The sequence below is a fragment of the Algibacter mikhailovii genome, assembly GCF_014651495.1.
Lineage (GTDB): Bacteria > Bacteroidota > Bacteroidia > Flavobacteriales > Flavobacteriaceae > Algibacter_E > Algibacter_E mikhailovii.
The window spans coordinates 111,624-137,310 of sequence record NZ_BMWZ01000001.1 but is presented as its reverse complement, the minus strand read 5'-3'; the positions used below and the strand labels follow the sequence as shown (position 1 = coordinate 137,310).

Genomic DNA, 25,687 nt, shown 5'->3' with positions numbered 1-25,687 from the left:
TATGAAAAAAATAGCCTTTTTAATTTTTAGCTTTGCCATTATTACTTATAATTTTCAAGCTCAAGAATTGGCTACATTAAAATATAAAGGTGGAGGTGATTGGTACAGTAATCCCACAGCGCTTCCTAATCTTATAAAGTTTTGTAACTCCAATATTAACACAAGAATAAGTCCTAAACCCGCAACCGTTGAAGTAGATAATCTAGATATTTTCCAATACCCTATTACTTTTATGACCGGACATGGTAACGTTTTTTTTAGTGAATCTGATGCTGAAAATTTGCGTAACTATTTAATATCCGGAGGTTTTTTGCATATAGACGACAATTACGGCATGGAACCTTTTATTACCGAAGAGCTTAAAAAGGTTTTTCCCAATAAAGAACTCATTGAAATTCCATCTAGTCATCCCATTTTCAATATAGTTTATAAATTCCCCGATGGTTTACCTAAAATTCACGAACATGATGGTAAACGTCCGCAAGCATTTGGCATTTTTCAAAAAGATCGTTTAGTCCTATTATTCACCTATGAAAGTGATCTGGGTGATGGTTGGGAAGACGTCGAAATTCATAATGATCCCGCCGAAGTTAGAGAAAAAGCCTTAAGAATGGGCGCAAACATTGTTAAATATGCTTTTGAGAACTAGTTTAATATTCTAAGCTCATACATCGTTATGCAACTTACCCACTACAATACAAATTTCAAACAACATGAGTTTCCCATTACCTTAGTGTGCGACAATGTTACGAATGCTGCAAATATTGGAAGTTTATTTAGAATTGCAGATGCATTTGGAATTGAAAAACTTGTGCTTTGTGGTCCAAATATCACTTTAGGCAGAAAAGTGGCAAAAACTTCTCGAGCAACCGAAAAAATTGTAAAATTTGACAAGACGGAATCAGCTATTGAGGTTATTAAAGCCCTTAAAACAGATGGACATTTAATAATATCCTTAGAAATAACAAGTCAGAGTCAAGCCATTCATACCTTTCAAATTTCACAGGATAAACCCATCGTTCTTGTTATTGGTGACGAAAACTTTGGCGTTTCAGAATCTATCCTTAAAATTTCTGATCATGTGATTCATATTGATATGTATGGCCGTAATAGCAGTATGAATGTGGTCCAGGCCGCAAATATTGCACTTTATGAGCTGACTAAGCAATTACTTTAGTCTTGAATTTCTGTTTTTCACATGAAATACCTAGATTTACTAGATAAAATATTTAACATTGAAAGCTAAAGCAATTTCCAACGGTATTTTAAGGGCCATCGCCATTTTAACTGGTGTAGTTTTATTAGTAATCTTCATTTATAAAGTACAGTCTGTTATTGGTTATTTAGCAATAGCCTCTGTAATTTCTTTAATTGGTAGACCTATAGTTCGGTTTTTAGAGCATAAATTACGTTTTAAAAACACTATTGCCGTAGTTGCCACTATGATCATTCTATTAGGATTGTTCATGGGTTTAATAGGCCTGTTTATTCCTTTAATAATTCTTCAAGGGAAAAATCTTTCTTTACTAAACATTAATCAATTACAGGTTAATATTGAAAATTTATATAAAGAAATTGTCACTTATTTTAATTTATATCATATCAATTTAGAACAATCTCTAAATACTTCAACTTGGTTTTCAGAAATAGATTTATCCCATATTCCAACGTTTCTCAATTCTTTTGTAAGTGGTTTGGGAAGTTTCAGTATTGGATTGTTTTCTGTACTTTTTATTTCCTTTTTCTTCTTAAAAGACAGTAAATTATTTGAGAACGTTATTTTGACTTTTATTCCTGATGATAAAATATCTCGGTGGAAAAATTCTTCGGATAAGATAAAGGACTTATTATCACGTTATTTTGTTGGACTTATTATTCAAATACTCATACTATTTATTATATATACTATTGGCTTACTTATAGTTGGTGTTGAAAATCCTATTGTTATTGCTTTTCTTTGCGCGCTGCTTAATTTAATACCATATTTAGGGCCTGTTATAGGTGCTTTTTTAATGCTTACTTTAACTATGACAAGTCATTTAGGAGAATCGTTTAGTGCGGTCATGTTACCAAAAGCATTATGGGTTTTAGTGATTTTTGGCATTGGTCAACTAATCGATAATTTCTTTAGTCAACCCATCATATTTTCTAGAAGTGTTAAATCTCATCCTTTAGAAATATTCTTAGTTATTCTTAATGCAGGTATTTTATTTGGTGTCATAGGGTTAATTCTGGCCATTCCTGTATACACAGCCATTAAGGTGATTTTACATGAGTTTTTATATGACAACAAATTTGTTAAAAAACTCACCAAAGGTCTCTAATCTAAATTGAATCCATTTATTTTAAATACTGACGTTCAAGAGTTTATTAATGCCAATTTAAAAACGGATGTTTCAACGCTTGCACTCAAAGGCACGACTTTCCCCAAGGTTGACACTAAGGAAATTATAGAGCAAATTGAGTCTAAAAACCGGGCTAAAAAAAAGTTACCTACTTGGTTTCTCACACCTGGTATTTACTACCCCAATAGATTAAATATAGAACAAACATCTTCGGAAGTCACAGCAAGCTATAAATCAAAATTAATTTTTGGTGATTCTATAATTGATTTAACCGGTGGTTTTGGAGTAGATTGCTTTTACTTTTCTCAACAATTTACTACTGTGGAGCATTGTGAGTTAAACACCTCCCTTTCACATATTGTAAATCACAATTACAGAAAGCTCCAAGTTAAAAACATAAAAACTATCGCTGAGAACGGGATATCCTTTGTATCGAGCTCCAATAAAACCTATGATTGGATCTACATAGACCCTTCACGACGACATGATAGTAAGGGTAAAGTGTTTTTTTTAAAAGATTGTCTGCCAAACGTTCCAGAACATTTAGATTTACTTTTTCAATATACTAAGCACATTCTCATAAAAACATCACCGCTGCTGGATTTATCTTCTGGAAAAGCTGAATTAAAGCATGTTAAATCTATCCATATAATTGCAGTAAACAATGAGGTTAAGGAGTTATTATGGATCTTGGAAAACAATTATCAGGATGATATTTACATTAAAGCGGTAAATATTAAACCAGAAAAAACACAAATTTTTGAGACTTCTTTTGAAGAGGAGGCAACGGCAATTTCTGAATACAGTCTACCTCAATCTTTTTTATACGAACCCAACTCAGCCGTTTTAAAAGCTGGCGCTTTTCATGCTATATCGCAACAACTGATTGTTTATAAGCTGAATAAACACTCTCATCTGTACACTAATGACAAACTCATAGATTTTCCTGGTAGACGTTTTAAAATTGAGCATATTCTTCCATATAACAAAAAGAACCTTAAAAAAATGGCGATAATCAAAGCCAATATTACGACTAGAAATTTTCCAGAAACTGTGCAACAAATCAGAAAAAAACACAAAATTAAGGATGGAGGAGATTTATATTTGTTTTTCACAACGCTTATGGACGATAATAAATGCGTTATAATCACAAAACCAATATAAATTTATGCCCTATTTTATAAATGGATATTAACTTTTATATTTATTCAAACTGGCTTAATTCCTTTAAAACATTTAATTAATATACGAACAACAAATTACTAGATGAAGCACATCATATTCCTTGTTTTATCGTTACTATGGGTTAATGAATTGTTAGCTCAAAAAATCAGGTCTTATGACTTAGATATGCAGGCCAAACATGCTAAAATAAAAGGCTATGATACTTTGTACAGAGTTAATTACTTTGAAAACATTATTGTTAAAAGCACATTTTCATCAGATATAAGAGAAATTGAATATAAAAACGGAACCACCGGAAACAGAATAAGTTTAATACCTATTTCAGAATACAAAATAGGCGCCTCTTTCGATTATAAATGGATCGCCTTAAGCGCCAACTTTACGCCAAAATTCTTAATGAATCCAGAGTTTAATGAGGCAGCTCAAAACAGCAGTTCATTGGGTTTATCTATTAATTTCTTTTATTCAGATAGAATGCGGCAAGAATTAAGTTATAATCAATTCAAAGGCTTTTATACTGAAATTGAAAGGACCAATGAAGGTGTTAAAAATAACATGGCATTAAAAGACACGCAGTATGACTCTTTTGAAGGAAGCACCTATTTTATTGTAAATAGGAACTTTTCATTTAGAGCACATTACGCACAGACAGAACGGCAATTAAAAAGTGCCGGTAGCATTATACCCAGACTTAAATATGGTTTGAGTAGCACAGATATTATCTTTAATAACGATGAATTTATTAACGAAATTGACGAACTAAAGAACTTCTATCTTGTTGGTCAACTTGGGTATCTTCATACTTTTGTTTATAATAAAAAATGGTTTGCTACTATTGGAGTTCACCCTGGAATTGGATATAGTAAGACTGAACTTAAATATTATAAAAGGCCTGAGACTAATGCGCCTTTTAACAGCCTAGCCTTTACATTAGACGGTGAACTAGCTTTGGGATACAACGATTATCGTTGGTTTTTTGGTACATCTCTTAATTTCAGAAATAGTAATTATACCAATAATCAAAATGATGAATTTAATAATCTTTCTGATTATTTTACATTATACCTTGGATACCGATTCAATGACAACAAACCCATGCGTAAATTCTTCGGCTGGTTTGAAGACACCTTTGGGTTTTAAAGATTAAAAACTCTTTTAGTTGAAAAAGCGCTTATTTACCTGAATTATAGATTTAGGCCATCAAATATACCACTGTATAAAAAAACGAGAAACACTCAAATTAAGGAATTAAAAAATATTAATGTATCCTTAATATGCTCCTGCCAATAGCTCCATTCGTGTTTACCTTCAAATTCTTGATATGAATGTTTAACTCCTAGGTTTATTAGATTGTCATGAAGTATCCTATTGTACTCAATTAGTAGGTCCGCTTTTCCACAATCAAAACGTATTGAAGGTAACATCTCCTTATTCCTTTTCATCAATTCAAAAAGGTCATTCTCCACTTCCATATTCTTAAAATAGTCACTTTCCTTTTCTTCGACAAACAAATGCATTTGATTGGTATTTGTCAATGAAGAGTGGCTCGATATAGCCTTAAATCTATCATGGTACTTTACACCAAGTCTTAATGCGCCATATCCCCCCATAGATAATCCTGCAATGAACAAATCAGAATTGTTACTCACACAATTAATATTCTCCCTGACCACATCAATAACATCATTCACAATCCAACTTTCAAAATTATAATTATGATGTGGTAAATATGCCGACCCATCGCCCCATAGGCCATCTGAAGGCATAGCTATAACCATAGGTTTAATCAACCCTTGCTCCATCATCTTTAAAGCTGTAAGGTGAACCCCAGCTTTTTGACTCCATATCCAAGCACTCCCATACACCCCATGCAATAGGGTCACTATCGGGATATCTTTTAAATTCTTAAATGGTGGAACAAAAACACAAACATCTCCCCTGCCTTTTAAATTTGGTGTTTTTACCGTAATAAATCTTAGGTTATTACTCTCATATTCTGAGTTTGATATTTCTGTTGTTCTAAATTTTGAATTCATAAAAAGTTAATTGCAATGCTTATTATTCAGTCTTTTGTTAAAGTTAAAGCTTCCACTTACTTATTAAATAAAATTAGTACCCTAAGTAGTTACAATCTTTTACGAATTCCCATTCAAGAGCAGGGTGTTTAACTTTTGACATTAGCCTAAAGTAAACTTCCTTTAAATATAAATTAAAAAACTATAACACCTTTAGCATTTCTTCCTGAAAGCATATCCTGAAACGCGTGTTCCAACTTTTCTATGGGATAGCTTCTAGTTATCATTTCATCTAGTTTTATATCTCCATTTTTATAGTACTCTACAATTTTAGGAAAGTCTTTTTGCGGACTACATTTGCCATACAAGGGGTTTATATACTTCTTATCCCATTCAAACAAGGACATATCAATTAAAACTTCTTTTTCTATGCCACTCACTTGAACTGCAGTGCCTGCATTTCTTACCATAGCTAACGGCGCTGCACCTAATTCTGGAATTGCCGTACATTCAAATGCATAATCAGCACCTCTTCCATTGGTCATTTCCTTTACTGTTTCAGCAGCTTTAAGCAAACCTTTATCATTTCTGTCTGCTAAAATAGTATGGGTAGCACCAAACTCAAGTGCCATTTCTAAGCGTTGTTCATTAACATCAACAGCGATAATTTTTGAAGCTTTACAAACCTTAATGCCTTGTATAACATTCAAACCCACACCACCAGTTCCTAAGACTACAGCAGAGGCATTTTCTTCAACTTGAGCAGTATTTACTGCTGAGCCAAAACCTGTCATAACACCACAGCTTATAATACTTGCTGCACTATGATTCATATTTTGAATCGGGTTTTTTACCACCGCTGATTCTTTTACCAATGTATATTCAGATATGGTTCCAATATTAAAAGACCGTTCAATAGAATTTCCACGCCAAGTAGTACCATCTTTGTGCGCATGTCCCGGAGTGTAACCATTTGCGCCGGCGACTACAGGTGAATTTTGTTCACAAATATGCTCATTTTCATTAGTACATTGAAAGCACTCACCGCAGGGTGTTGCCCAATTTAATATTACCGCATCTCCTATTTTTACTTGGGTTACATTTTTACCAATGGCCTTTACAATTCCTGAACCTTCATGCCCCATTATAATTGGTTTCCCCCAATGTAACGAATCGTGATCGGTATGACATAAACTCGCCGCTTTTATAGCAACAAGTACTTCATCTTCTTTAGGGGTTCCTATTTCTATGGTTTCAATTGAAAAGGTTCCATCTCCTTTTGCTATTGCAGCTTTACATTGTATACTCATTGTTCTGAAATTTAATCTAACAAAAAACTTGTTGGTTTAATTGGTATCGAAACATCTTTCAGTTTAGATTTATCAAGTATTTGTTTTCCTTTAATAAAACGTGTTCCTAAAACATATGCTTTTCCGTTATTTACAGCATCAACGGCTAATAAATCATCATCTCTAAAATACCAAACCGATTGACATTTTTCATTACCCAATTCAATACGTTTTATAACGTTATTATAGCCTTGTGATAAACCAACCATTTGTAGTTTTACATCGTATTGATCAGACCAAAACCAAGGAATAACATCGTAATTCACCTCATTTCCACAAATTGCGGCGGCAGCAACTTTTGCTTGATCAACAGCATTCTGCACAGATTCTAAACGAATATATCTTTTGTAATGTTGGTTATAATGAAAAGTACAATCTCCAATAGCATAAATATGTGCATCATTTGTTTTTGCTGAAGTACTGACTTTAATGCCATTTTCTAATTCTAATCCCGCCTGAGCAGCCAATTCAGTATTAACTTCTATACCCACCCCAACAACTATCACATCAGCTTCATAGCTAGTTTTATCGTCACAAATTACCGTGCTAACACCTGACGAGTTTTCGATGGAAATTACATTTTTACTTGTCAATAAATCCACACCATTTGCATGATGTAAATCCTTGAAAAACACAGACATTTCAGGAGCAGTAACCCGCTCCAGCACACGTTTTTCACGCTCTAAAACCACAACATTAGCACCTGCCTTTTTTAGTGAAGCTGCGGTTTCTAAACCGATGTAACCACCGCCTATAATGACAACTCGCTTATTTACTGAAGCTAGAAGAGCTCGCTGAATGCCAACGGTGTGGCCAAACGTTCGCAATGAAAACACATTTTTTGCGCCTTGTAACCCATCAATTTTAGGTACAATAGGGCGTGCTCCCGAAGCGAGAACCAAGGTGTCATAACCTTGCTTTGAACCGCCAGACAATTCAATTGTTTTTAATAATTTATCGATAGCTATTACCTTTTTTCCGAGATTTAATGTGATGTTTTCGCTTTCATAATTTTCTTTAGGAAATAGTAAATCTAGTTGCGAATTGTCTTGAGCAGACAAATAGCCCTTAGACAGAGGTGGCCTATGATATGGTAATTCAGGATCGCTATCATAAACTAAAATTTCACCAGCCCAGCCATTTCGGCGTAAAGCAAATGCAAAATTAACACCGGCGTGACTTGCGCCAATAACAATGCAAGTTTTATTGGATGCAGCTTCTGTCATTACTAATTAGCCACTTTTAAAACAATGCCATCAATCGTGTCATCAACATTAATTTGACAGCACAGTCGGCTATATTCACTTACATGGTCGTCAAATTCTAGCATATCACTTTCTAGAGTACTTGGTGCCCCCACACGATCCCAGTCCTCAGGTTGCACATGCACATGACAGGTGGCACAGGAACATACTCCTCCACAATTACCCTCTATTCCTTTAATCTTATTCTGAACCGCAAGTTCCATAACATTGCCTGAATTTCCTTCAACAATTATAGATTCATTATCCTGTGTAATAAATGTTATTTTAGTCATCTCCTAAGTTTTTTAAAAATTTATAATGTATTTGATGCGTTGAACTTCACTTTAATACTATTAAATCCAACTTTACGCTTAAATTCACCAAGTGTTTCAATATTATCTTCTGCTTCAATGATATCAATGGAACCCACCTTGTCTATTAAGATATTTATTAAAACTTTCAATATTTGTCTAGCATGGGTTGCTCCTAAACAATTATGTGTCCCAAACCCAAAAGCCACATGAGGATTTATTTTTCGGTCAATAAGAACCTCATTGGGTTTTTCAAAAACGGAGGCATCTCGATTTGCTGAAGCCCAATTTAATGAAATACGTGAATCAGCCTTTACAGCATGTTCACAAACATGAGTATCTTCAGTGACTACACGTCCCATATGGGTTAATGGTGAAAAATACCGTATCAATTCTTCAATGGCAAAATTCACCAACTTCGGATCTTCTTTTAGTCTATGTAATGCTTTTGGATGTTCAGCAAAATAGGCTATGGAATTGGTCACCGCATTAATAACTGTATCTCTACCGCCTGCAAAAGTTAAAATTATGACGCCTTTAATTTCTTCCTTGGTTAATTTTTTCTCATTAACTTCAGCGGCTAAAAGCATTGAATAAAAGTCGTCGCCTGGATTAGCAATGGCATGAGTAATTTGCTTATCTATATAATCATATAATACGTTGGCCTTGCTAGCATCTAAGGCTGTTTCTTGACTTCTAAAAACATGTGTTCCCCAGGATATCCAAGTTTGTGATTCCGAAAACGGAACATTAAATAATAAAGTTAATGCTCTAGATTGTAATACCAAAGCAAATTCTTTTACAACCTCAACAACATCTTTTGATAGCGCTTCATCTATTATAGCTCCAATTTGTTTTTTTAAGGCTGTGTTATAATCCGCTTCCAAAGGACGCTTAAACCAGGGCTCTACAACGGCTCTATACACGCCATGCATGGGTGGATCAACTTCAAAAGGTATCTGACGTATATCCCTTATGCTAACTTCAGAAGGAATAACAATGCGTCCTGGCTCTGCACCAGAAATAAACGTTTTATGATTGTGGGCACACCTTCTTACATCCTTATGACGTAATGCCATAATTACAGGATCATTTTGATCATCCATTTCACCTATACCTTTCTCTAATCGCGCTTTTTCAAAAGGGTCTGAGATTTCACTTTTTGCCATGGTAACATATTTGAAATTAGTGTTCTAAATAACGTTTCAAAAATCATATATCCATTCTAAAAAAATATAATCATATTTAACAAAAAAGATGCCTATTTTGATAATTAATATAAATTTCACTAATATTACAGTCAAAATAAGTATTGAATTTTAAAAAGCACTTAGCTCAACTTCTAAAGCATAGTAGTTGTTTAATACCATAAATTGTTTAAGCAATGCATTAGTCACACAAGCATCTTATTTTGATAGAAATTAAATAATAAGTATTAAAACTAAATATATATGACTGCAAATTCTCTTGTTTATGAAAGCTCAATTTGAAAAAATCCCTTCATCCCTTTCCAATTCATTTTATGCATTTAAATATGAAAATATACATTTCGATGCGCCGTGGCATTTTCATCCAGAATACGAGTTAACGTATATTGTTAAAGGTACCGGAATACGATATGTTGGAAATCATATACAAGAGTTTAATGCAGGAGATTTTGTTTTAATTGGCTCTAATTTACCGCATTGTTGGAAAAGTGATCACCAATATAAGGATACTGTAAAATCAATTGTAATTCAATGGGATAATGATCTCTTAGGAGAAGGGTGGCTTGAAAAGAACGAATTTAAACATATCAAAATACTATTACAAAAATCATCAAAAGGCATTCGCTTTGAAACGATCAATTCAAAAAAAACCATAAATACATTAACTAGCATTCTCAACAAGAATGGCTTTGAAAAAATGCTACTTTTTCTGAAGTTACTAGAAGAACTAAGTACGCTTAATACCATAAAAACACTTACTTCAGAGGGGTTTTCGCCCAAACTAAATAGGAAATCGAATGACAGAATTGATAAGGTTTATGATTATGTTCAAGAAAATTATAGTCATAAAATAGTTTTAAGCGAAGTATCAAATCTTGTAAATATGGGTGATGAATCTTTTTGTAGATTCTTTAAAAAATCTTTAAACAAATCATTTTTCACCTTTGTCAATGAATATAGAATCAATTTAAGTTGCAAATTATTAATTGAAACCAATAAACAAGTGAGTCAAATAGCGTATGATTGTGGGTACGAAAGTTTGCCTTTTTTTTATCGACAATTCCAAAAATTCATGAATTGTTCCCCTTTACAATTCAAAAAAAAATATTTAAAGATGTTAAAATAATTTATTTTTAGCTCGTTTGATATTCATTCATTTTAGCCTAAGCTAATTTCAACAATTTACTCGGCCTTAATAAGAGCAGGTTAGGCATTATCTTTTTCCTATATTCTTAATTGCTATGACCATTGATGTTGCAATTCCCTATTGTTAACAATCAAAGTCACAAATACTACGAATATTTAATATTAATAAAAAAAGGAATACTTATTAAAGTATTCCCTTTTTAAACAAAACTAACTAACAAATTTTTATGGTCTACTTGAAAGTTTATACAGTGATAAATCATCCATATAAAACTTTAGTGTTTCAGAATTTACGTTTTGTCCTCTTAACATAAAACTTTCATTACCATCTGCCGAAAAATTCACTATGGCAGAAGAATAAAACCACTCTCCTACTGGAGAATCAGCAGAAAATGTAGGATTGTCAGGAACTCCCCAGTTCGTTGATGGCCTCCAATACATTCTTACATTAGAGATTACTGGAACTCCTGCATCTACAACATAGAACCAAGCTCCCATCTCGTAGTTGAATCCTTTCTCCGTAGGGAATGTTATGTTTTCTCCTGATGCATCAACATTTCCTATAATCATTCCGCCCTCTGGATGAAACTCTAAATACATGCTTTTTTCACCTGAATGGGCTTGATCATAAGAAAAACTCATGTCATATGCATTCCAGGGTGCTCCCCACGGTAGATTTGGCCAATTTTCAACCTCTGATTTTTCAAAAGAATTGTCAACATCTGAAAAATTAGGATCATCAAAAAGATTCTCTTTTATGAAGTCGGTTAAAACAGCATCTACTATCTCAGTAGCATCTACCAAATCAGATGTTCTTAGTGTTCCAGGGATATAAGATACTTTAACGGTATCATCATTATATATCATTTCATTAGATAATTCAACTACCAATACATTCCCTTCTGTATTATCAACGGAAACATTCGCTATAACAGGATTTAATACGGCCCCTGATGCAGTTTCTATTTTTACTGTAAAATCATCTTTATTAACAGACTCAGGATCCATTTCTCTACTAAATTCTAATCCAATACTTGTTTCTTTCGTTTTTTCAAAAACGCGATCTAGCGTAACTGGTTCTGTAGAAGCTACTACTTTAATAAACTTCTTAACATTTATGGTATCTGCCCCACCTGGTCTATTCCTTGAAGCAATAAACTGTAAATCCCAAGAACCTAACTTACTATATCTCACATCTACTTCTGGTTCAGCTTCAGCCACTTGATCTGGTTTTGCTCCGGGTAAATTCCATACAAAATCCTCAGGTGCACCGTCAGCTGTATAAGACAGACGTACATATTTACTCGCTGTTAACTCATTTTCAGCATTATCAGACAAATCTAACTCCTCTCCTGTAGTTCCATCATCATTAATATAATGCGCTTTTATATAAGCCTCTACTGGACCAAGAACAGTTACAACAATAGTAGTATCTAACTCCCTACCATCTATTGGCTCTTGACTGTCTTCATTTGGATATACATTTTTCTTAAACACTTGGTTAAGTGTCACATCATATACTCCTGGTGTATTAAACAACCCTTTTACTACATCTTTTGATGATGTGTTACCAGAAGCACCAACAATAGTTGATACTGTTTCAGGAAATGTCCACAATCTAGATTCCACACCTTGCGAAATATCCCCAAAATCAATATGTCCACCAACATTAATGGTGTTATCAAAATTCATCTCAGAAGTCACTATAACTCTATGACTTGGCTCAACCAAATTCACTAATTCGTCTTTGTCACAAGAAAGTATGGCTAGTACAACAAAGAGAAAAAGATTAAAATTTCTTATTTTTTTCATAATTCGTTTTTTTAAATTTTATAAATTTTCATTTGTTTGTAGCTCCTGACTAGGAATTGGGAAATAATTATGCTGCTCTGCGTTATAATTAGGAGCTGCTAATACAAAGTCTGGTCTAATTCTCTCATTAATGAATAAAGGAGCTTCTCCTTCAATATCGGCAAAATTTTCCTGACGCCATTGTTCATCGGCAAGTAATTCATCAAAAACCTCCTGAACAATACCCCATCTTACCAAATCTTTCCATCGGTGTCCTTCAAAACATAATTCTACGGTTCTCTCTACACGCTGTAGATGCTTCAATACAGTTTCTGCATTTGCAACAACCATAGGTTGTTCTCCATGTACTTGTTTACTAACGTGTAGTTGAGGAAACATTCCAGAATTAGCATCCATATATTGTTGTAATGTAATAACTCCTGCTCTACTTCTTACCATATCGATATATTCAATGGCAGTAGTATAATCAGAATCAGCCATAAGAACAGCTTCTGCATACATCAACAGTACATCAGCATATCTAATATGTCTGAAATTAATACCTGATCTTGATTGAGCAGGCTCTGCTTCTAAATGGTACCAGTTTGAATGTTTTTTCACATAAGCACTTTGACCATAACCAAATCCTCTAATTTCTTCTGGTTCAAAATTATAGTATGTGCCTTCCATGTTTCTAACGGCTACTGTTGAATTCATTCTTCTAGATTCAAGATTACCATCATTTATAGGATTAGTGTCATCTACTTCATCATTAACAAGCATCTCATGTAAACTATAAGAGGCCAATATGGTATTAAAACCTCCATAATTAAGTTGTCCTACAGCTGTTGCCATTGTTGAGGCCTCAGCACTAGTCTCAGTAGGCGTATCGTCAACCACTGCTCCCGGTACTCCTGGTGATAATGTTCCTGAATAATTTACTTCAAAAATTGATTCTGAGTTAAATTCATTTTCGTGTTGAAAATTATCAGAAATATTTCTGGTTAAGCTATACACATCTGAATCAATAACAGTTTTAAACTGACTAGCTGCTTTTGCCCAGTCTTGATCATAAAGATATACTTTACCAAGCAAACTTGCGGCAGCTCCTGAAGTTGCGCGGCCTATATCATTACCATCCCATGTTAATGGTAAATTTGCCTGAGCAAATTCCAGATCCGGTACAATAATAACCTCATTAACCTCAGCGATAGTTGAAAATGGCTTAGAAAGCTCTTCATCAGTTTGCGCAACTTTATCATGAATTACAGCACCTCCATAAGTATGCGCTATTTGCCAATAAAAGAAAGCTCTTAAAAAACGTGCTTGTGCTTCAATTTGAGATTTAGCTTCGGCATCGGTAAAAATACTTGGATCTACTTGCTGAATATATTCTATCACTTGATTGGCTCTAAAAACACCTATATAAAGTTGGTTCCATTTATCAGTTACATGGTAAATACTTGCATTGAATGCTAAATTTCTGAATGCTTGTGGTCTATACCAAGATTCTGTTCCGCATATATCGCCCAATACAAATTCATATTGAAGCTCTCCTCCACTAATATTTTGAAATTGAAGTGCTCCATAAACGGTTGTTAATGCGCTATTGAATTGTCTGTCTGTTTGCCAAAACGTATCCGTAGTGATAGCGTTTGGGTTTATTTCTTCTAAAAATTTATCTTCACTACACCCAATAAAAACTACTGAGAGAAGAAAAATTAATGTAAAACTTTTATTTTTTAATAATTTCATAGTTATGAATTTTTATTTTTAAAAACTTAATTGAAGACCTAACATGATTTGACGCGTAACTGGGTAGTTCCCGCGATCAACACCACGTGTAAATATTCCATCACCACCAACTTCTGGATCATAACCTGAGTAGTTAGTAAATGTAAAAGGATTTTGAGATGTTAAATACACTCTCATCTTTTCAATTCCAGATTGAGATATACCAGGGATAGTATATCCTAGTGTTAAAGTTCTAATTCTTAAGTAAGTACCATCTTCAAGAAAGTAATCAGAACCTGCTTTCACGTTACTATGGAAACCATTTTGTCTGAATGTTGGCACATCTGCCGTTGGGTTTTGTGGAGACCACATAGACAATAAGTCTGTATGTCTTCCATTTTTATAAGCATAAAGTCTAGCACCATTGTAAATTTCAGCACCATGAGAATATAGACCTTGAAGATTAAAATCAAATCCTTTATAACTCATGTTAATGCCCAATCCAACTTCATAATCTGATTGTCCTGATCCTGAATATACACGGTCAGAATCATCAATTTTATTATCATTATTGGTGTCTTTGTACATCATATCTCCCAATCTAGCTGTTCCTAAACTAGACAAGTCTAATTGGTTATAAGCATCTAATTGCTCTTGAGTTTTAATTACACCATCATGTTGGAGTAAGAAAAATGCACCTGCCTCATAACCTGTTGCCAAAAAGGTAGTGTACTCTACATTATTACCCATTGATGTTATAGGTCTACCATTTCCATAACCTATTTCAGTACCATTCAAATCAGTTACTTCATTACGGTTCTGCGTAAACGTACCGTTAACACTATAGTTAAAATCCTGTCCTATTTGATCTTTAAATCCAACGGCTAATTCAAATCCTTTATTAACCATGTTACCCCCGTTGACAACCTTTACATCATAAACACCTTCTGCTCTTGGATGATACGTTCCTGTAGATGCTGGCACGCGTTGTTGTAATAGCATGTCTTCTTTATCATTTTGATAAACATCAGCTGCAACAGTTAATTTGTTTTTAAACATGGCAAAATCAAGACCAATGTTTTTAGATATGGTTGTTTCCCATTTGATATTAGGATCCACATAACGGCGCTGGATTGATCCAAAATTCAAATCTTCTTGTGGTCCAAAAGGATAATTAACTCCCGTTTCTATGATAGGCGTAAATAAGTAACTTGGGATATTCTGATTCCCTACTTCTGCCCAACTCGCTCTTAATTTAAAATTATTGATGGCATCCACATTAAACCAGTTTTCTTCATGAATATTCCATCCGGCAGAAAAACCAAAGAAATCTCCATATCGGTTTTGATCTGAAAATTTTGAAGATCCATCACGTCTATAACTAGCAGAAACTAAATACTTTTCATCATAATTATACTGTGCTCTAACTAATTTACCACTTAAAGTTCTAGTTTCATTATAACTAGAAGGCTTAACCCCTTCTGCTCCAGAACCTAATGTTTGTAAAGAATTACTAGATTCAGTGCTATAAACCACACCAATACCAACATCTCTTCTATTAAAACGTTCGTAAGAAAGCACCCCTAATAAAGAAATATTGTGCTTACCAAAATTAGTCTTATAGTTAATAATGTTTTCCATAGACTCTCTATGAGTAAAGCTATAATCTTCATCTAGCATAGCTTGTGGTGTAGATGCTGTAGCATTATATTCTCCTGTACGACCATAAGCTAAGTATTGAGGTCTGAAAAATTTTCTGAAATAGTTATATTCATTTCTACCAAGTCTTAAGTTATACTTTAAACCCTTGATAAATTCATATTCTAGATTTACAGCGATATTATTTGTTTTGATTTCTCTTTCATCAATATTATCTAATTGACGCGATAAGTAACTATAAAATATTTCGTTACCAACATCTAAAATCACACTGTTTTCCCCATTTGAAGGAATTTCATTTAAAGGTCTAGACCATGGTTGTTGCCCAATAGCATATTCATAAAGTGCCCATGGTTCTTGGGTATTGTTTTGTACCGATAAACCTAAGGTTACAAATGCCTTAAATTTTCCTTTAGTAAACTGTCCAGTTAATCTATTTGATAATCTATCAAATCCTGAATTTATTAAAACCCCCTCTTGGTTAAAATACGTAGAAGAAAAGTTTAAAGTTAAATTTTTAACCCCTCCAGAGATATTTAAATTAAGGTTTTGAATCAATGCATTGTCATTTTGAACATCTTTTACAAAATCAGTATCATAATCTAATGCATCAGGATTAAAGAAAAAGGTCAAAGGTTCAGTACCTAGTTGTTCTGTAGTTACCTCTAAATTATACAATTGTTGTACTGTATTCATTAAAGGTGTACCAGATGTAATATTTTGAACACCGGCATAAGTATTAACATCCACCTGAATCTTTCCAACTTCACCTCGTCTTGTTGTAATAATTACAACACCATTTGATGCCCTTGTTCCATATACAGAAGCTGCAGCACCATCCTTAAGGATATCAATAGATGCAATTTGCTCTGGAGCAATGTTAGGGTTATCTTCATAGGGAATACCATCTACAACATAAAGAGGTCCTAATGCGCTAGCACTTATAGAACCTAAACCCCTAATTTGAATATTAGCCGCTTCTCCTGGTCTACCACTGGCAGCTTGTACATTAACACCAGCAACCTTACCTTGAATAGCCGCTCCTAAATCTGAAGTTGCCGTTTTAAGAATTTCATCGGCATCAACTTTAACTACAGCACCCGTTACTTCTTTCTTCTTTTGCGTGCCATATCCAACTACAATGACTTCATCAAGTTCAGATAAGTCTTCTTCTAAAACAACATTAATTTCCTTTTGTCCTTTAATGGCAACTTCCTTTTTTCTAAAGCCTATAAAACTAAACTCTAAAACAGCATTGCTACTCGCTTTAATCTCATAAAACCCGTCAAAATCAGTCACGCTTCCTTTGGCGGTTCCTTTTACAATAACATTTACACCCGGCAATGGTTGACCATCTGAGGTCACCTGCCCATTTATGGTTTGGTCTTGGCCATGAATGAGTCCAAAACTCAAAAACAGCATAAAAGCCAACCCATATTTCATAATCGATAATTTAATACTCATAAGTTTAATTAGTTTACAATTTAGATACCCAAATATTAAAAATTTGTTAATGCAACCATGAAACACTTACTAGATTTAAACTTTACGGCAGTATCTTTCTATTTATATTTACTTGATTTTAACTAGACAAGCAAGCACAACAAAACAGTAAATTACTCAAAATCAATATTTTAAATGTTTTTAAAAACTTTTACGGTGTATTTTAATCCATCCAAATCAATTGGTGGCTTACTAGTGCTGTATAGAAAATAGTAGAAGGTATATGCAGTGACCCCGTTCCAATATTCTAAATAAAAAAAATATAGAAAGCTCAAAACCTTCTATATTTTTAGACGCACACACTACATACTAAAATTTTCACTTCAATGGAATAGGTCTATTCAAACAGAACGATTAAAACCTGTTATTTTAATTTTATTTGCGCTTGAATTGGTAAAGAAGAACCAAGTGCAACACTTCTTTCACTTGGTAATGCATTTGAAATAATAACTTTATACGTTCCCTTTAACCATACTTTTTCACCATTTACATTAACTTGTTTTAAATCCTCTGAATTTAGATAGAAGTTAATTGTTTTGGTTTCATTGGCATCTAGTTGCACTCTTTCAAACCCCTTCAATGAATACATAGGTAAATAATCTGGACCATCCACAGGTACTAAATATACTTGGACCACTTCTTCAAAATTAGTCTTCCCTGTATTTTGTAGGTCTACGGATATTCGTAATTCGTCATCCAACTTAAGCTTCTGCGAATTTAATTGGATATTACTAAATTTGCTCGATGAGTAAGACAATCCGAAACCAAATGGATATAATGGTTCATCAATCATATATTTATAGGTACGCCCTTTCATACTGTAATCATCAAATGCCGGTAATTGGTTTACGTTTTTAGGAAACGTTATGGGTAAATGACCTGAGGGCGCAACATCGCCAAATAGCACATCGGCAATAGCATTCCCGCCTTGTTCTCCAGGGTACCACATACATACAATAGCATCAGCTAATGGCTCAATCTCTTCTAATGACACAGGACTCCCTGTACCAATAACAACAATGATAGGCCCTTTTTTGTATTCATATAATTCTTTTAAATAGTCTATTTGACTTTGAGGTAGTTTTAAATCTCTTCTGTCTCCCTTAAATTCTGAGGCTATGGCATCAACCTCCTCGCCTTCAATTTCATTTGAAATCCCCACAACTACAATAGTCGCTTCTACCTGTCCCGCTACCTTTGGTGCCCAATTTAAAGGATTCAAATTCTTACTAAACGGTAACACGCCTTGACGGTAATTCAATGACGTTCCTAATGAAACTTTGTCTGTAATACCTTCTAAAACCGTCACCAAATTAGCTGACATGCCATAATAATTGGCAATTAAAATATTGCTTGACGATGAAAAAGGTCCAGTGACATATAAATTCTTAATATCCTTCTTTAGGGGTAACACATTATTGGCGTTTTTTAATAACACGATGGATTGTTGGGCTACCTTACGCGCTAAATTTTTATGTTCATCAGAATTAATGACCTCTGGCTTAACCTCATTAAAAGGATTACTTTCTTCTTTATCAAAGAAACCTAAACGGAAACGGATCAAGAGCAACTGCTTTAAGCGTTCATTTATCAGAGCTTCTGTAATTAAACCTTTATCGATAGCCGCTTTTATATTGTTATATACCCAACCACAATTTAAATTGACACCCGCTTTCATGGCCAGTGCTGCTGCTTTTTCAGCTGTGTTCACCTTCTTGTGCCCTTTCATTATATCACCTAAGGCACCACAATCTGAAACAATATAACCATCAAATCCCCATTGTTTTTTTAATAATTCATCCAACAAAAATTCACTGCTACAGGCAGGTTCTCCATAAACAGCATTATAAGCCCCCATAACCCCTTGCACATTTCCTTTTGTAACCAATGCTTCAAAAGCAGGAAGATAGGTTTCGTATAAGTCTAGTTTAGATGGTTCGGCATTAAAATGATGCCTTAATTCTTCAGGTCCGGAATGAACGGCAAAATGTTTTGCGCAGGCTGTCGCTTTAAAATATTTCGGATCATTTCCTTGTACCCCCTTCACATAAGCTACTCCAATTTTTGAGGTTAAAAAAGGATCTTCGCCATACGTTTCTTGGCCTCTGCCCCAGCGTGGGTCTCTGAAGATATTAACATTTGGTGACCAGTAGGTTAAACCAGCATACAAACCTTTATTTCCCATGGCCTGAGCTATTTTATATTTCGCCCTGCCTTCGTCTGAAATTGCAGTCGCCATGTCTTTAATAAGATTGGGGTTAAAAGTAGCGCCCATTGCTATCCCTTGGGGGAAAATAGTTGCTTTTCCATTTCGCGCTATGCCATGAAGTGATTCATTCCACCAATTATACTCAGAAATACCTAATCTTGGAATAGCTGGTGAATCATTCAAGAATTGAGTGACCTTTTCCTCTAGGGTCATAGCGTCAATTAACAATAAAGCTCTTTCTTCAAAAGATATAGCATCATCAAACCATTTTTGACTCTGCGATGGAACATTAAAGACCATTGTAAAAAACAATACAGCACTTAATATTTGTTGAGTTTTCATGGAATATTTATTATTATAAATTCAATTTCTTATGTCTTTATCTACAGTAATGTTAAGTCTATATAATTTAATTAAAAATAAAAAAGACACATGTTAAAACACGTGTCTTTTGCTATTAATAATTATTAGAAACTATTTAGTTTTTAATAAATTTTTGATAATTATTGTCTAGACCTAAAAAGTAAACACCTTTCTGTAAATCTTCAATGTTAATAACTTTAGAGAACGCTCCTTTTTTAATTACTTTACCAGTAATATCTATAATTTTAAAACTTTCAAATTGCTTTGTAGTATTTAAGTTAATTTCAGTTTTAACTGGGTTTGGATAGAAACTAAAAGCTTGCTTAGCAATATCCTCAGTAGACAGTGCTGCCTCGACCTTCCAACTATAATCAAAAATATTTTCTCCAGAGTTAGTAAAAACAGTCGTAGTAGTAGTTCTTATCTGAAGAATAGAAGGTGCTACTAATTCAGTTGGGGTCAACGTGACTGTAAGCTGCCCATCAGCAGTTGTTATTGGCACACTAGAAACGTTAGCTGTATCTGCGAAAGACACACCAACCAACATCTTAACAATTAAATTATTAGCAGTAGTGGCCTGCCCTGTAAAATCGATTACAAAATCATAGCTTGTTCCAACTCGAAGTGTAGCATTATTAGCTTGCTTAAAATCATTAAGGGCTTCTCCATTAATTGAAACCAATGAAACAGTTTGTTGGGCAAAAGATAGTGTACCGACTAAAAAAAGTAATAAAGTAATTTTTTTCATAATATTTTAGTTTAGAATTAATATTACTTCAAATGAACTATTTATTTCTATTGATGACTCAAAACTAGACTTGACTAAAACTTGAAGCATTAAGAAAAACAACTAGACAAAAACTAGACAAGACAATATTTATTTGATTTTCAACACCTTAAAACTCAACCCTGTATTCGTCTTCAAGAAATAGATACCATTAGTGAGGTTAGAGATATCGATAGGTGCATTTGCTTTAGATACTTTTATCAATTTACCTGTGATACTATAAATTAAGATTTCTTGAAAATTAACAGGCCCTTTAAGATTTATAATTCCAGTACTTGGGTTAGGATAAATTACAATGGAATTATCCTTATCTATTTCAACTTCCCCCAATGTAGGGTTTCGAATATCACTACTAAAATTATAAACTTGCAATGTTGTCGTACTAATATGCCCTCCAGTATCGCTAAACTTAACCGTTATAGTATTATTTGCTTGAATCAAATCAAATGGCACTGGAATTTCTAAGGTTCCAAAAAAACGTTCTCTTTCTAACTGGTCGTCACCTCTCCAATTCTCTGGAACAGATATTTCAGTCCCATTGCATGTAATAATAGGCTTTAATGATAGTCCATGAGGTCTACCGGTTCCAATCCTTAAAACAGCCTCACCATAATGATTTTTAGTAACACCATTAACTGTAAAAGAAACTTCTTGATTTGCTTCAATGGGTTGTAGGTAGCTTGTAGCATAGTATTTTGTTTCAGTATTAGATTCATTAATAACAACCGCATTATTAAAAGTATATTCTAGAATCATGGTACTTTCTGCGTTCAGGGTAACGGACGCCGTATTTATATCTAAAGACGCTTCTAATAATGTAGGTACATTGCTCCCATTTAAATACAAGTGCTTTTTATTTAGTGTTGAAATACGTCCTCCCTGAGTTTCCACTAGATTTAAATCGACATTGACATCAGAAAACTTAAGATTATTTAAAATAAGATAAACCTTATTGCCGTCAACATAACCTTCAACCTGAATATCAAGATCATCAGAAAACGTATCTATTCGCGTACCATTAACATTTTGCCATAGTTGATAGAACTTTACCATATCAGTATAAACCCAGCGCCCTGAATAACTTACTGGCTCATTTTCTTTTCGCATTAAACGATGGTTGTATGGAATCCCATCGTTATACCCCCATTCTGCTTTAACAATCACAAAATTAATAGCTGAAGCTATAGTATTAGGCCGATCAAGAAAAGACATTAACTGAGCGTTTTGTGCTTTTAAATGAAGCCAATCTCTATATGGACTCCATTGTTGTTTTGAATAATCATGCATTTGAGCACCATATTCTGAAATAACAAAGGGTTTAACTCTGTTAAATTTCATCTGACTATATTGCTCCATCATATCAAATGTGGCTTCTAAATTACTTCCTGATCGTAACAATTTCTTCCCGCCATTTATGGAAGGAAAATCATATATGTGAATAGACCAAAAATCCATGTTCTCTCCTGCCACATCCATGAATAATTTCCATCTATTATCCCAACGCTGAAAATCTCCTTTTTCAAAATTTGGAAAGGCTGTTGTATACCCACCAACTTTAATGTTTGGCACATGATTTTTAATGGCTAAAGCTACATCATTATGAAAATCTGCCACTTCCTGTAGCGAATGTTCATAGTCATTAGGTCCTCCTAAATGTTCGTATGCTGGTTCATTTATAATTTCAACAAAAGCAGGAAGCGGTTGACCATTGCCTCCATGAAAAGCATTTATATACCTTCCCATATAATCTCCGGTAGCCGTGCCGTTAGCCAAATACCAACCTTTACCTGTTTGCTTTTGTCCTTCCCCTGTCCAAAATGGATGTTTTTGACCTGCTAAGACTAGATTATTCCTAACTTCATAGGGGTGTAAGTCTGTTTTTAAAGCGTAGCTATTTCGGCTGTTTGTTCCGCGTCTGGTAATCTCAGAAGCACTGGCATAACCTGTAGTTCCCTCTTGTGGCATCTGGTTTAAATTCCAAGTAATGCCTCCTGTGTCTCGTCCCATATAAACATCATACCCATTTAGAAAATGATCTTTTAAATCGGGTGTAAAGTTGGAACCATTCCATCCATTTTCAGTTTGATTAGCATGTATGGTTATAAATTTTGAACGATCAAATTGTTCAAAACCTTCAACAGTATGCCTAGCATTTAACGTAGCCGTAACTTTGGAATTCAAAACATTCGAAGAAACAGTAATATCAACGCTACCATTAGCAGAGGTGTTAGGCGTATTATCCAACAAATAAATGATTAAAATATATGAATGACCTGGGTTTAAAGTGCTACTTTCAGGTACATTTACCGGAATGGTATAATTATAATTGACAACACCACTATTGGGTGCAGTGTTATTAAGAGGACAGGTTTGAAAAGCACCATATTCAGCAACTTTTGAATTGAATTCATCCACCTCTCTTACCCAAACACAAACATAACTTAAATCGGGTGTACTGTAAGTGATTTCCATAGGTATTTGTTGCCCCGGAGAAAAAGTTAGATTAGCAGGTGCGTTTGTCCAACTAACACTGCTTTGAGCATTAATAATACAAGAGATTAAGAAAAAAAATATTGAGATTTTATTCATGTAAACTTCCTTTATTGGTTATTATGATTCAATTAATCCTAAATATAATATATGAATACATTCAAAACGCCTCTAACTACTAGACTAAAACTTGACTCCTAAAAAATCACTCATTTTTTAAAGCTTTTACCAAACTTTTATCTGTTCAACTAATAATATCAATCTGCAAAGAATTCCAAGTTTGGCCCATATGTACGGGTAATTATTAAACCAATAACACCTGTTTAAATATTTAACAGAAACAATGAGAACCACAGAATTATATTGACAATGAATAAGTTATAATCTAAATTTCAATACTTATAAAATTATATTACTGACTTGGTACAATAATCAAAAGTCTTCACTTAAGGTTACCGCCAAACAAATTAAAATAATGAAACCCAAAATATTAATAAACTCAACTGCCCTTTACTATAGAATCAGAAAAGAATTACAATACCCTAACTATGCGAAAAACCTACGTTTATTATTAAATTAATTCGTTTTTTTTTTTAATATTTTTTCTACCTTACCATACTTTTGAAAACTAGTTATACCTCAAATGATATTAAACCTTCATACATATAGCAACTCTTTTAATTTCATACTTAGATTTGCCTTCATTTTCCTTTTTTGTTGTGCTTTTAACATGGGAAGCGCTCAAGAGTCTTTGAGTGCTAAAAAAGCTTTTGACAGAGCCTTAGAAATAAGGTATAAGAATCCTGACAGTTCCATATTTTTATTTGAAAAAAGTTATAATGAGTATCTTGAATTAAACGATACAATACCTGCCATCCAAGCGCTTTTCCAAAAAGCTTTTGTTTATGAAACTAGGGCTGAATACGCCAAATCTTATGATGTTCTTTGGAAAGCTCTATTGATCATGGATAATATGCAAAATGATGGATTAAAAGCTCAAAACTATCATAGACTAGGAAGAATCTACAGTTATTATAAGCGAGAAGACACATCCATTGAATTTCAAAAGAAAGCATTACAACTTCAAAAAGAAATACTTAAAAAAAATAATGAAGATGATGGTAGATTATCTACGTATTACTACTTTATAGCTGCTACATATAGAGAACTTAATAAACCAGAATTAGGTAAGGTGTATTTAGATTCAAGTTACACCTATTTTAAAGAAAACAAATCCTATACACCAAAGGCGTTTTTAGATTTTGAAAATGCATTTTATCTTTCAAAATCAAATAAAGGACAAGAAGCCATTAAAACCATGGAACGCATTGCACCTTGGTTTGAAAATAACAGGCCGTCCTATTTGGTTCTTTTTTATAAATACTGGGGTGATTTTTATTTAGACCTAAATAATCTAAAAAAGAGTAAAGAATTCTATTTAAAATCTTTAAAGGTATCTTCTGACTATAAAAGCCATATAGATTTTACGCCTTTAGTTTATGAAAAATTATCAGAAGTATCCCTGCTTTCAAAAGACTACAAAATGGCCTTTGAATATATTAACAAGGCTAAAGAGTTAGATCGGTTATTTTTTGATAGTAGAAGCCCAGAAAACAGGACTTTATTGGAGATTAAGGATGACTACAGATTAGAAAAGGAAAAGCAACAGAAACTAATACAAACACAACATTTAAGACAACTTCAACAAGAAGACGAAATAAAAAACCTTCAAAGAATTATTTTATTTGCCTCCATTGTTTTTATCTTGATCATAGGCTATTTTTATATTAAGAATATTAGAACAAAGCATCAAATTGAAAAACAATTAATCAAAAAAAATAAGGAGCTTGAAATTAAAAAGGCTAAAGAACTTTTAGAACTTAAAAACCGTGAGTTAGCTGCTTCTGCCTTACAGCTCATAGAAAAAGAGGAATTTTTGAAAGACCTTAAAATTAAAGTTAGAGAAGGTGATTCCACAATAAAGAAGAGTGAATTGAATAAAATTTTACGTTCAGTATCTATTAACAATACTATTACTTGGGAAGAATTTAGGCTCAGATTTATTGAAGTTAACAAAGAGTTCTACGACAAAATTTTTGAGAAATTCCCTAATCTAAGTCAGGGAGATCAAAAAATATGCGCCTTAATTAAATTAAATATGTCCAGTAAAGAAATGTCTAAGCTTTTAGGTATTTCTGTGGAGTCAGTGCATACTTCTCGTCATAGAATAAGAAAGAAAATGGAACTTTCCAGAGAGGTTAATTTGGAGGACTTTATTAATTCTTTATAAACTTCAAAACTTTGTCTAGTACAGTTTTTGTCAATCCTATACCCTATAATTTATAGTC

General features: G+C 33.5%; 18 protein-coding genes. 7 read left to right on the top strand and 11 right to left on the bottom strand.

Going from position 1 to position 25,687, the window contains the following annotated elements; translation table 11 throughout:
• Position 1 precedes the first annotated feature (1 nt).
• From IE051_RS00630 to IE051_RS00610, 5 genes are all read left to right on the top strand, one after another.
• Positions 2–649, top strand: a complete 648-nt coding sequence (locus tag IE051_RS00630; protein WP_189358429.1) for a DUF4159 domain-containing protein — start codon at positions 2–4, stop codon at positions 647–649.
• A gap of 27 nt (positions 650–676) precedes the next feature.
• The gene (locus IE051_RS00625; RefSeq protein ID WP_189358427.1) at positions 677–1,177 is read left to right on the top strand and encodes a TrmH family RNA methyltransferase; all 501 of its coding nucleotides are present in this window, start codon (positions 677–679) and stop codon (positions 1,175–1,177) included.
• Positions 1,178–1,235: 58 nt separating this feature from the next.
• Complete coding sequence (locus IE051_RS00620; RefSeq protein WP_189358425.1) at positions 1,236–2,324, top strand: AI-2E family transporter; 1,089 nt, start codon at positions 1,236–1,238, stop codon at positions 2,322–2,324.
• A 6-nt stretch (positions 2,325–2,330) separates the two neighbouring features.
• Positions 2,331–3,509, top strand: a complete 1,179-nt coding sequence (locus IE051_RS00615; RefSeq protein WP_189358423.1) for a THUMP-like domain-containing protein — start codon at positions 2,331–2,333, stop codon at positions 3,507–3,509.
• Positions 3,510–3,611: 102 nt separating this feature from the next.
• Positions 3,612–4,670: a DUF4421 family protein gene (locus IE051_RS00610; protein WP_189358421.1), complete on the top strand. Its 1,059-nt coding sequence runs from the start codon at positions 3,612–3,614 to the stop codon at positions 4,668–4,670.
• 95 nt (positions 4,671–4,765) lie between these two features.
• Here IE051_RS00610 and IE051_RS00605 read toward each other — a convergent pair whose 3' ends face one another.
• The 5 genes from IE051_RS00605 to IE051_RS00585 form a co-directional block, all read right to left on the bottom strand.
• On the bottom strand, positions 4,766–5,566 hold the full coding sequence (locus IE051_RS00605) for an alpha/beta hydrolase (RefSeq protein ID WP_189358419.1): 801 nt from the start codon (positions 5,564–5,566) through the stop codon (positions 4,766–4,768).
• Between the two features lie 173 nt (positions 5,567–5,739).
• A complete protein-coding gene (locus IE051_RS00600) occupies positions 5,740–6,855 on the bottom strand; it encodes a Zn-dependent alcohol dehydrogenase (RefSeq protein ID WP_189358417.1) in 1,116 nt (371 codons plus the stop codon).
• A gap of 11 nt (positions 6,856–6,866) precedes the next feature.
• The gene (locus IE051_RS00595; RefSeq protein ID WP_189358416.1) at positions 6,867–8,120 is read right to left on the bottom strand and encodes an NAD(P)/FAD-dependent oxidoreductase; all 1,254 of its coding nucleotides are present in this window, start codon (positions 8,118–8,120) and stop codon (positions 6,867–6,869) included.
• Between the two features lie 2 nt (positions 8,121–8,122).
• Positions 8,123–8,431, bottom strand: coding sequence for a 2Fe-2S iron-sulfur cluster-binding protein (locus IE051_RS00590; protein WP_189358414.1), 309 nt, complete (start codon positions 8,429–8,431; stop codon positions 8,123–8,125).
• 20 nt (positions 8,432–8,451) lie between these two features.
• The gene (locus IE051_RS00585) at positions 8,452–9,618 is read right to left on the bottom strand and encodes a cytochrome P450 (RefSeq protein WP_189358411.1); all 1,167 of its coding nucleotides are present in this window, start codon (positions 9,616–9,618) and stop codon (positions 8,452–8,454) included.
• Positions 9,619–9,922: 304 nt separating this feature from the next.
• Here IE051_RS00585 and IE051_RS00580 point away from each other — a divergent pair, with 304 nt between their 5' ends.
• Positions 9,923–10,783 (top strand): AraC family transcriptional regulator, encoded by an 861-nt coding sequence (locus IE051_RS00580; protein ID WP_189358409.1) that lies wholly within the window; start codon positions 9,923–9,925, stop codon positions 10,781–10,783.
• A gap of 245 nt (positions 10,784–11,028) precedes the next feature.
• Here the strand turns inward: IE051_RS00580 and IE051_RS00575 are convergent, their stop codons facing one another.
• From IE051_RS00575 to IE051_RS00550, 6 genes are all read right to left on the bottom strand, one after another.
• Positions 11,029–12,615, bottom strand: coding sequence for a hypothetical protein (locus IE051_RS00575; protein WP_189358407.1), 1,587 nt, complete (start codon positions 12,613–12,615; stop codon positions 11,029–11,031).
• An 18-nt stretch (positions 12,616–12,633) separates the two neighbouring features.
• Positions 12,634–14,349, bottom strand: a complete 1,716-nt coding sequence (locus IE051_RS00570; protein WP_189358405.1) for a RagB/SusD family nutrient uptake outer membrane protein — start codon at positions 14,347–14,349, stop codon at positions 12,634–12,636.
• Positions 14,350–14,367: 18 nt separating this feature from the next.
• Positions 14,368–17,451: a SusC/RagA family TonB-linked outer membrane protein gene (locus IE051_RS00565; RefSeq protein WP_189358403.1), complete on the bottom strand. Its 3,084-nt coding sequence runs from the start codon at positions 17,449–17,451 to the stop codon at positions 14,368–14,370.
• Between the two features lie 403 nt (positions 17,452–17,854).
• Positions 17,855–20,041: a glycoside hydrolase family 3 C-terminal domain-containing protein gene (locus IE051_RS00560; RefSeq protein WP_189358401.1), complete on the bottom strand. Its 2,187-nt coding sequence runs from the start codon at positions 20,039–20,041 to the stop codon at positions 17,855–17,857.
• 136 nt (positions 20,042–20,177) lie between these two features.
• Positions 20,178–20,810, bottom strand: coding sequence for a T9SS type A sorting domain-containing protein (locus IE051_RS00555; protein WP_189358399.1), 633 nt, complete (start codon positions 20,808–20,810; stop codon positions 20,178–20,180).
• A 129-nt stretch (positions 20,811–20,939) separates the two neighbouring features.
• Entirely contained in the window at positions 20,940–23,438 is a 2,499-nt protein-coding gene (locus IE051_RS00550; protein ID WP_189358397.1) for a T9SS type A sorting domain-containing protein, read from the bottom strand.
• 631 nt (positions 23,439–24,069) lie between these two features.
• Here IE051_RS00550 and IE051_RS00545 point away from each other — a divergent pair.
• Positions 24,070–25,629, top strand: a complete 1,560-nt coding sequence (locus tag IE051_RS00545; protein ID WP_189358395.1) for a hypothetical protein — start codon at positions 24,070–24,072, stop codon at positions 25,627–25,629.
• Positions 25,630–25,687: the final 58 nt, after the last annotated feature.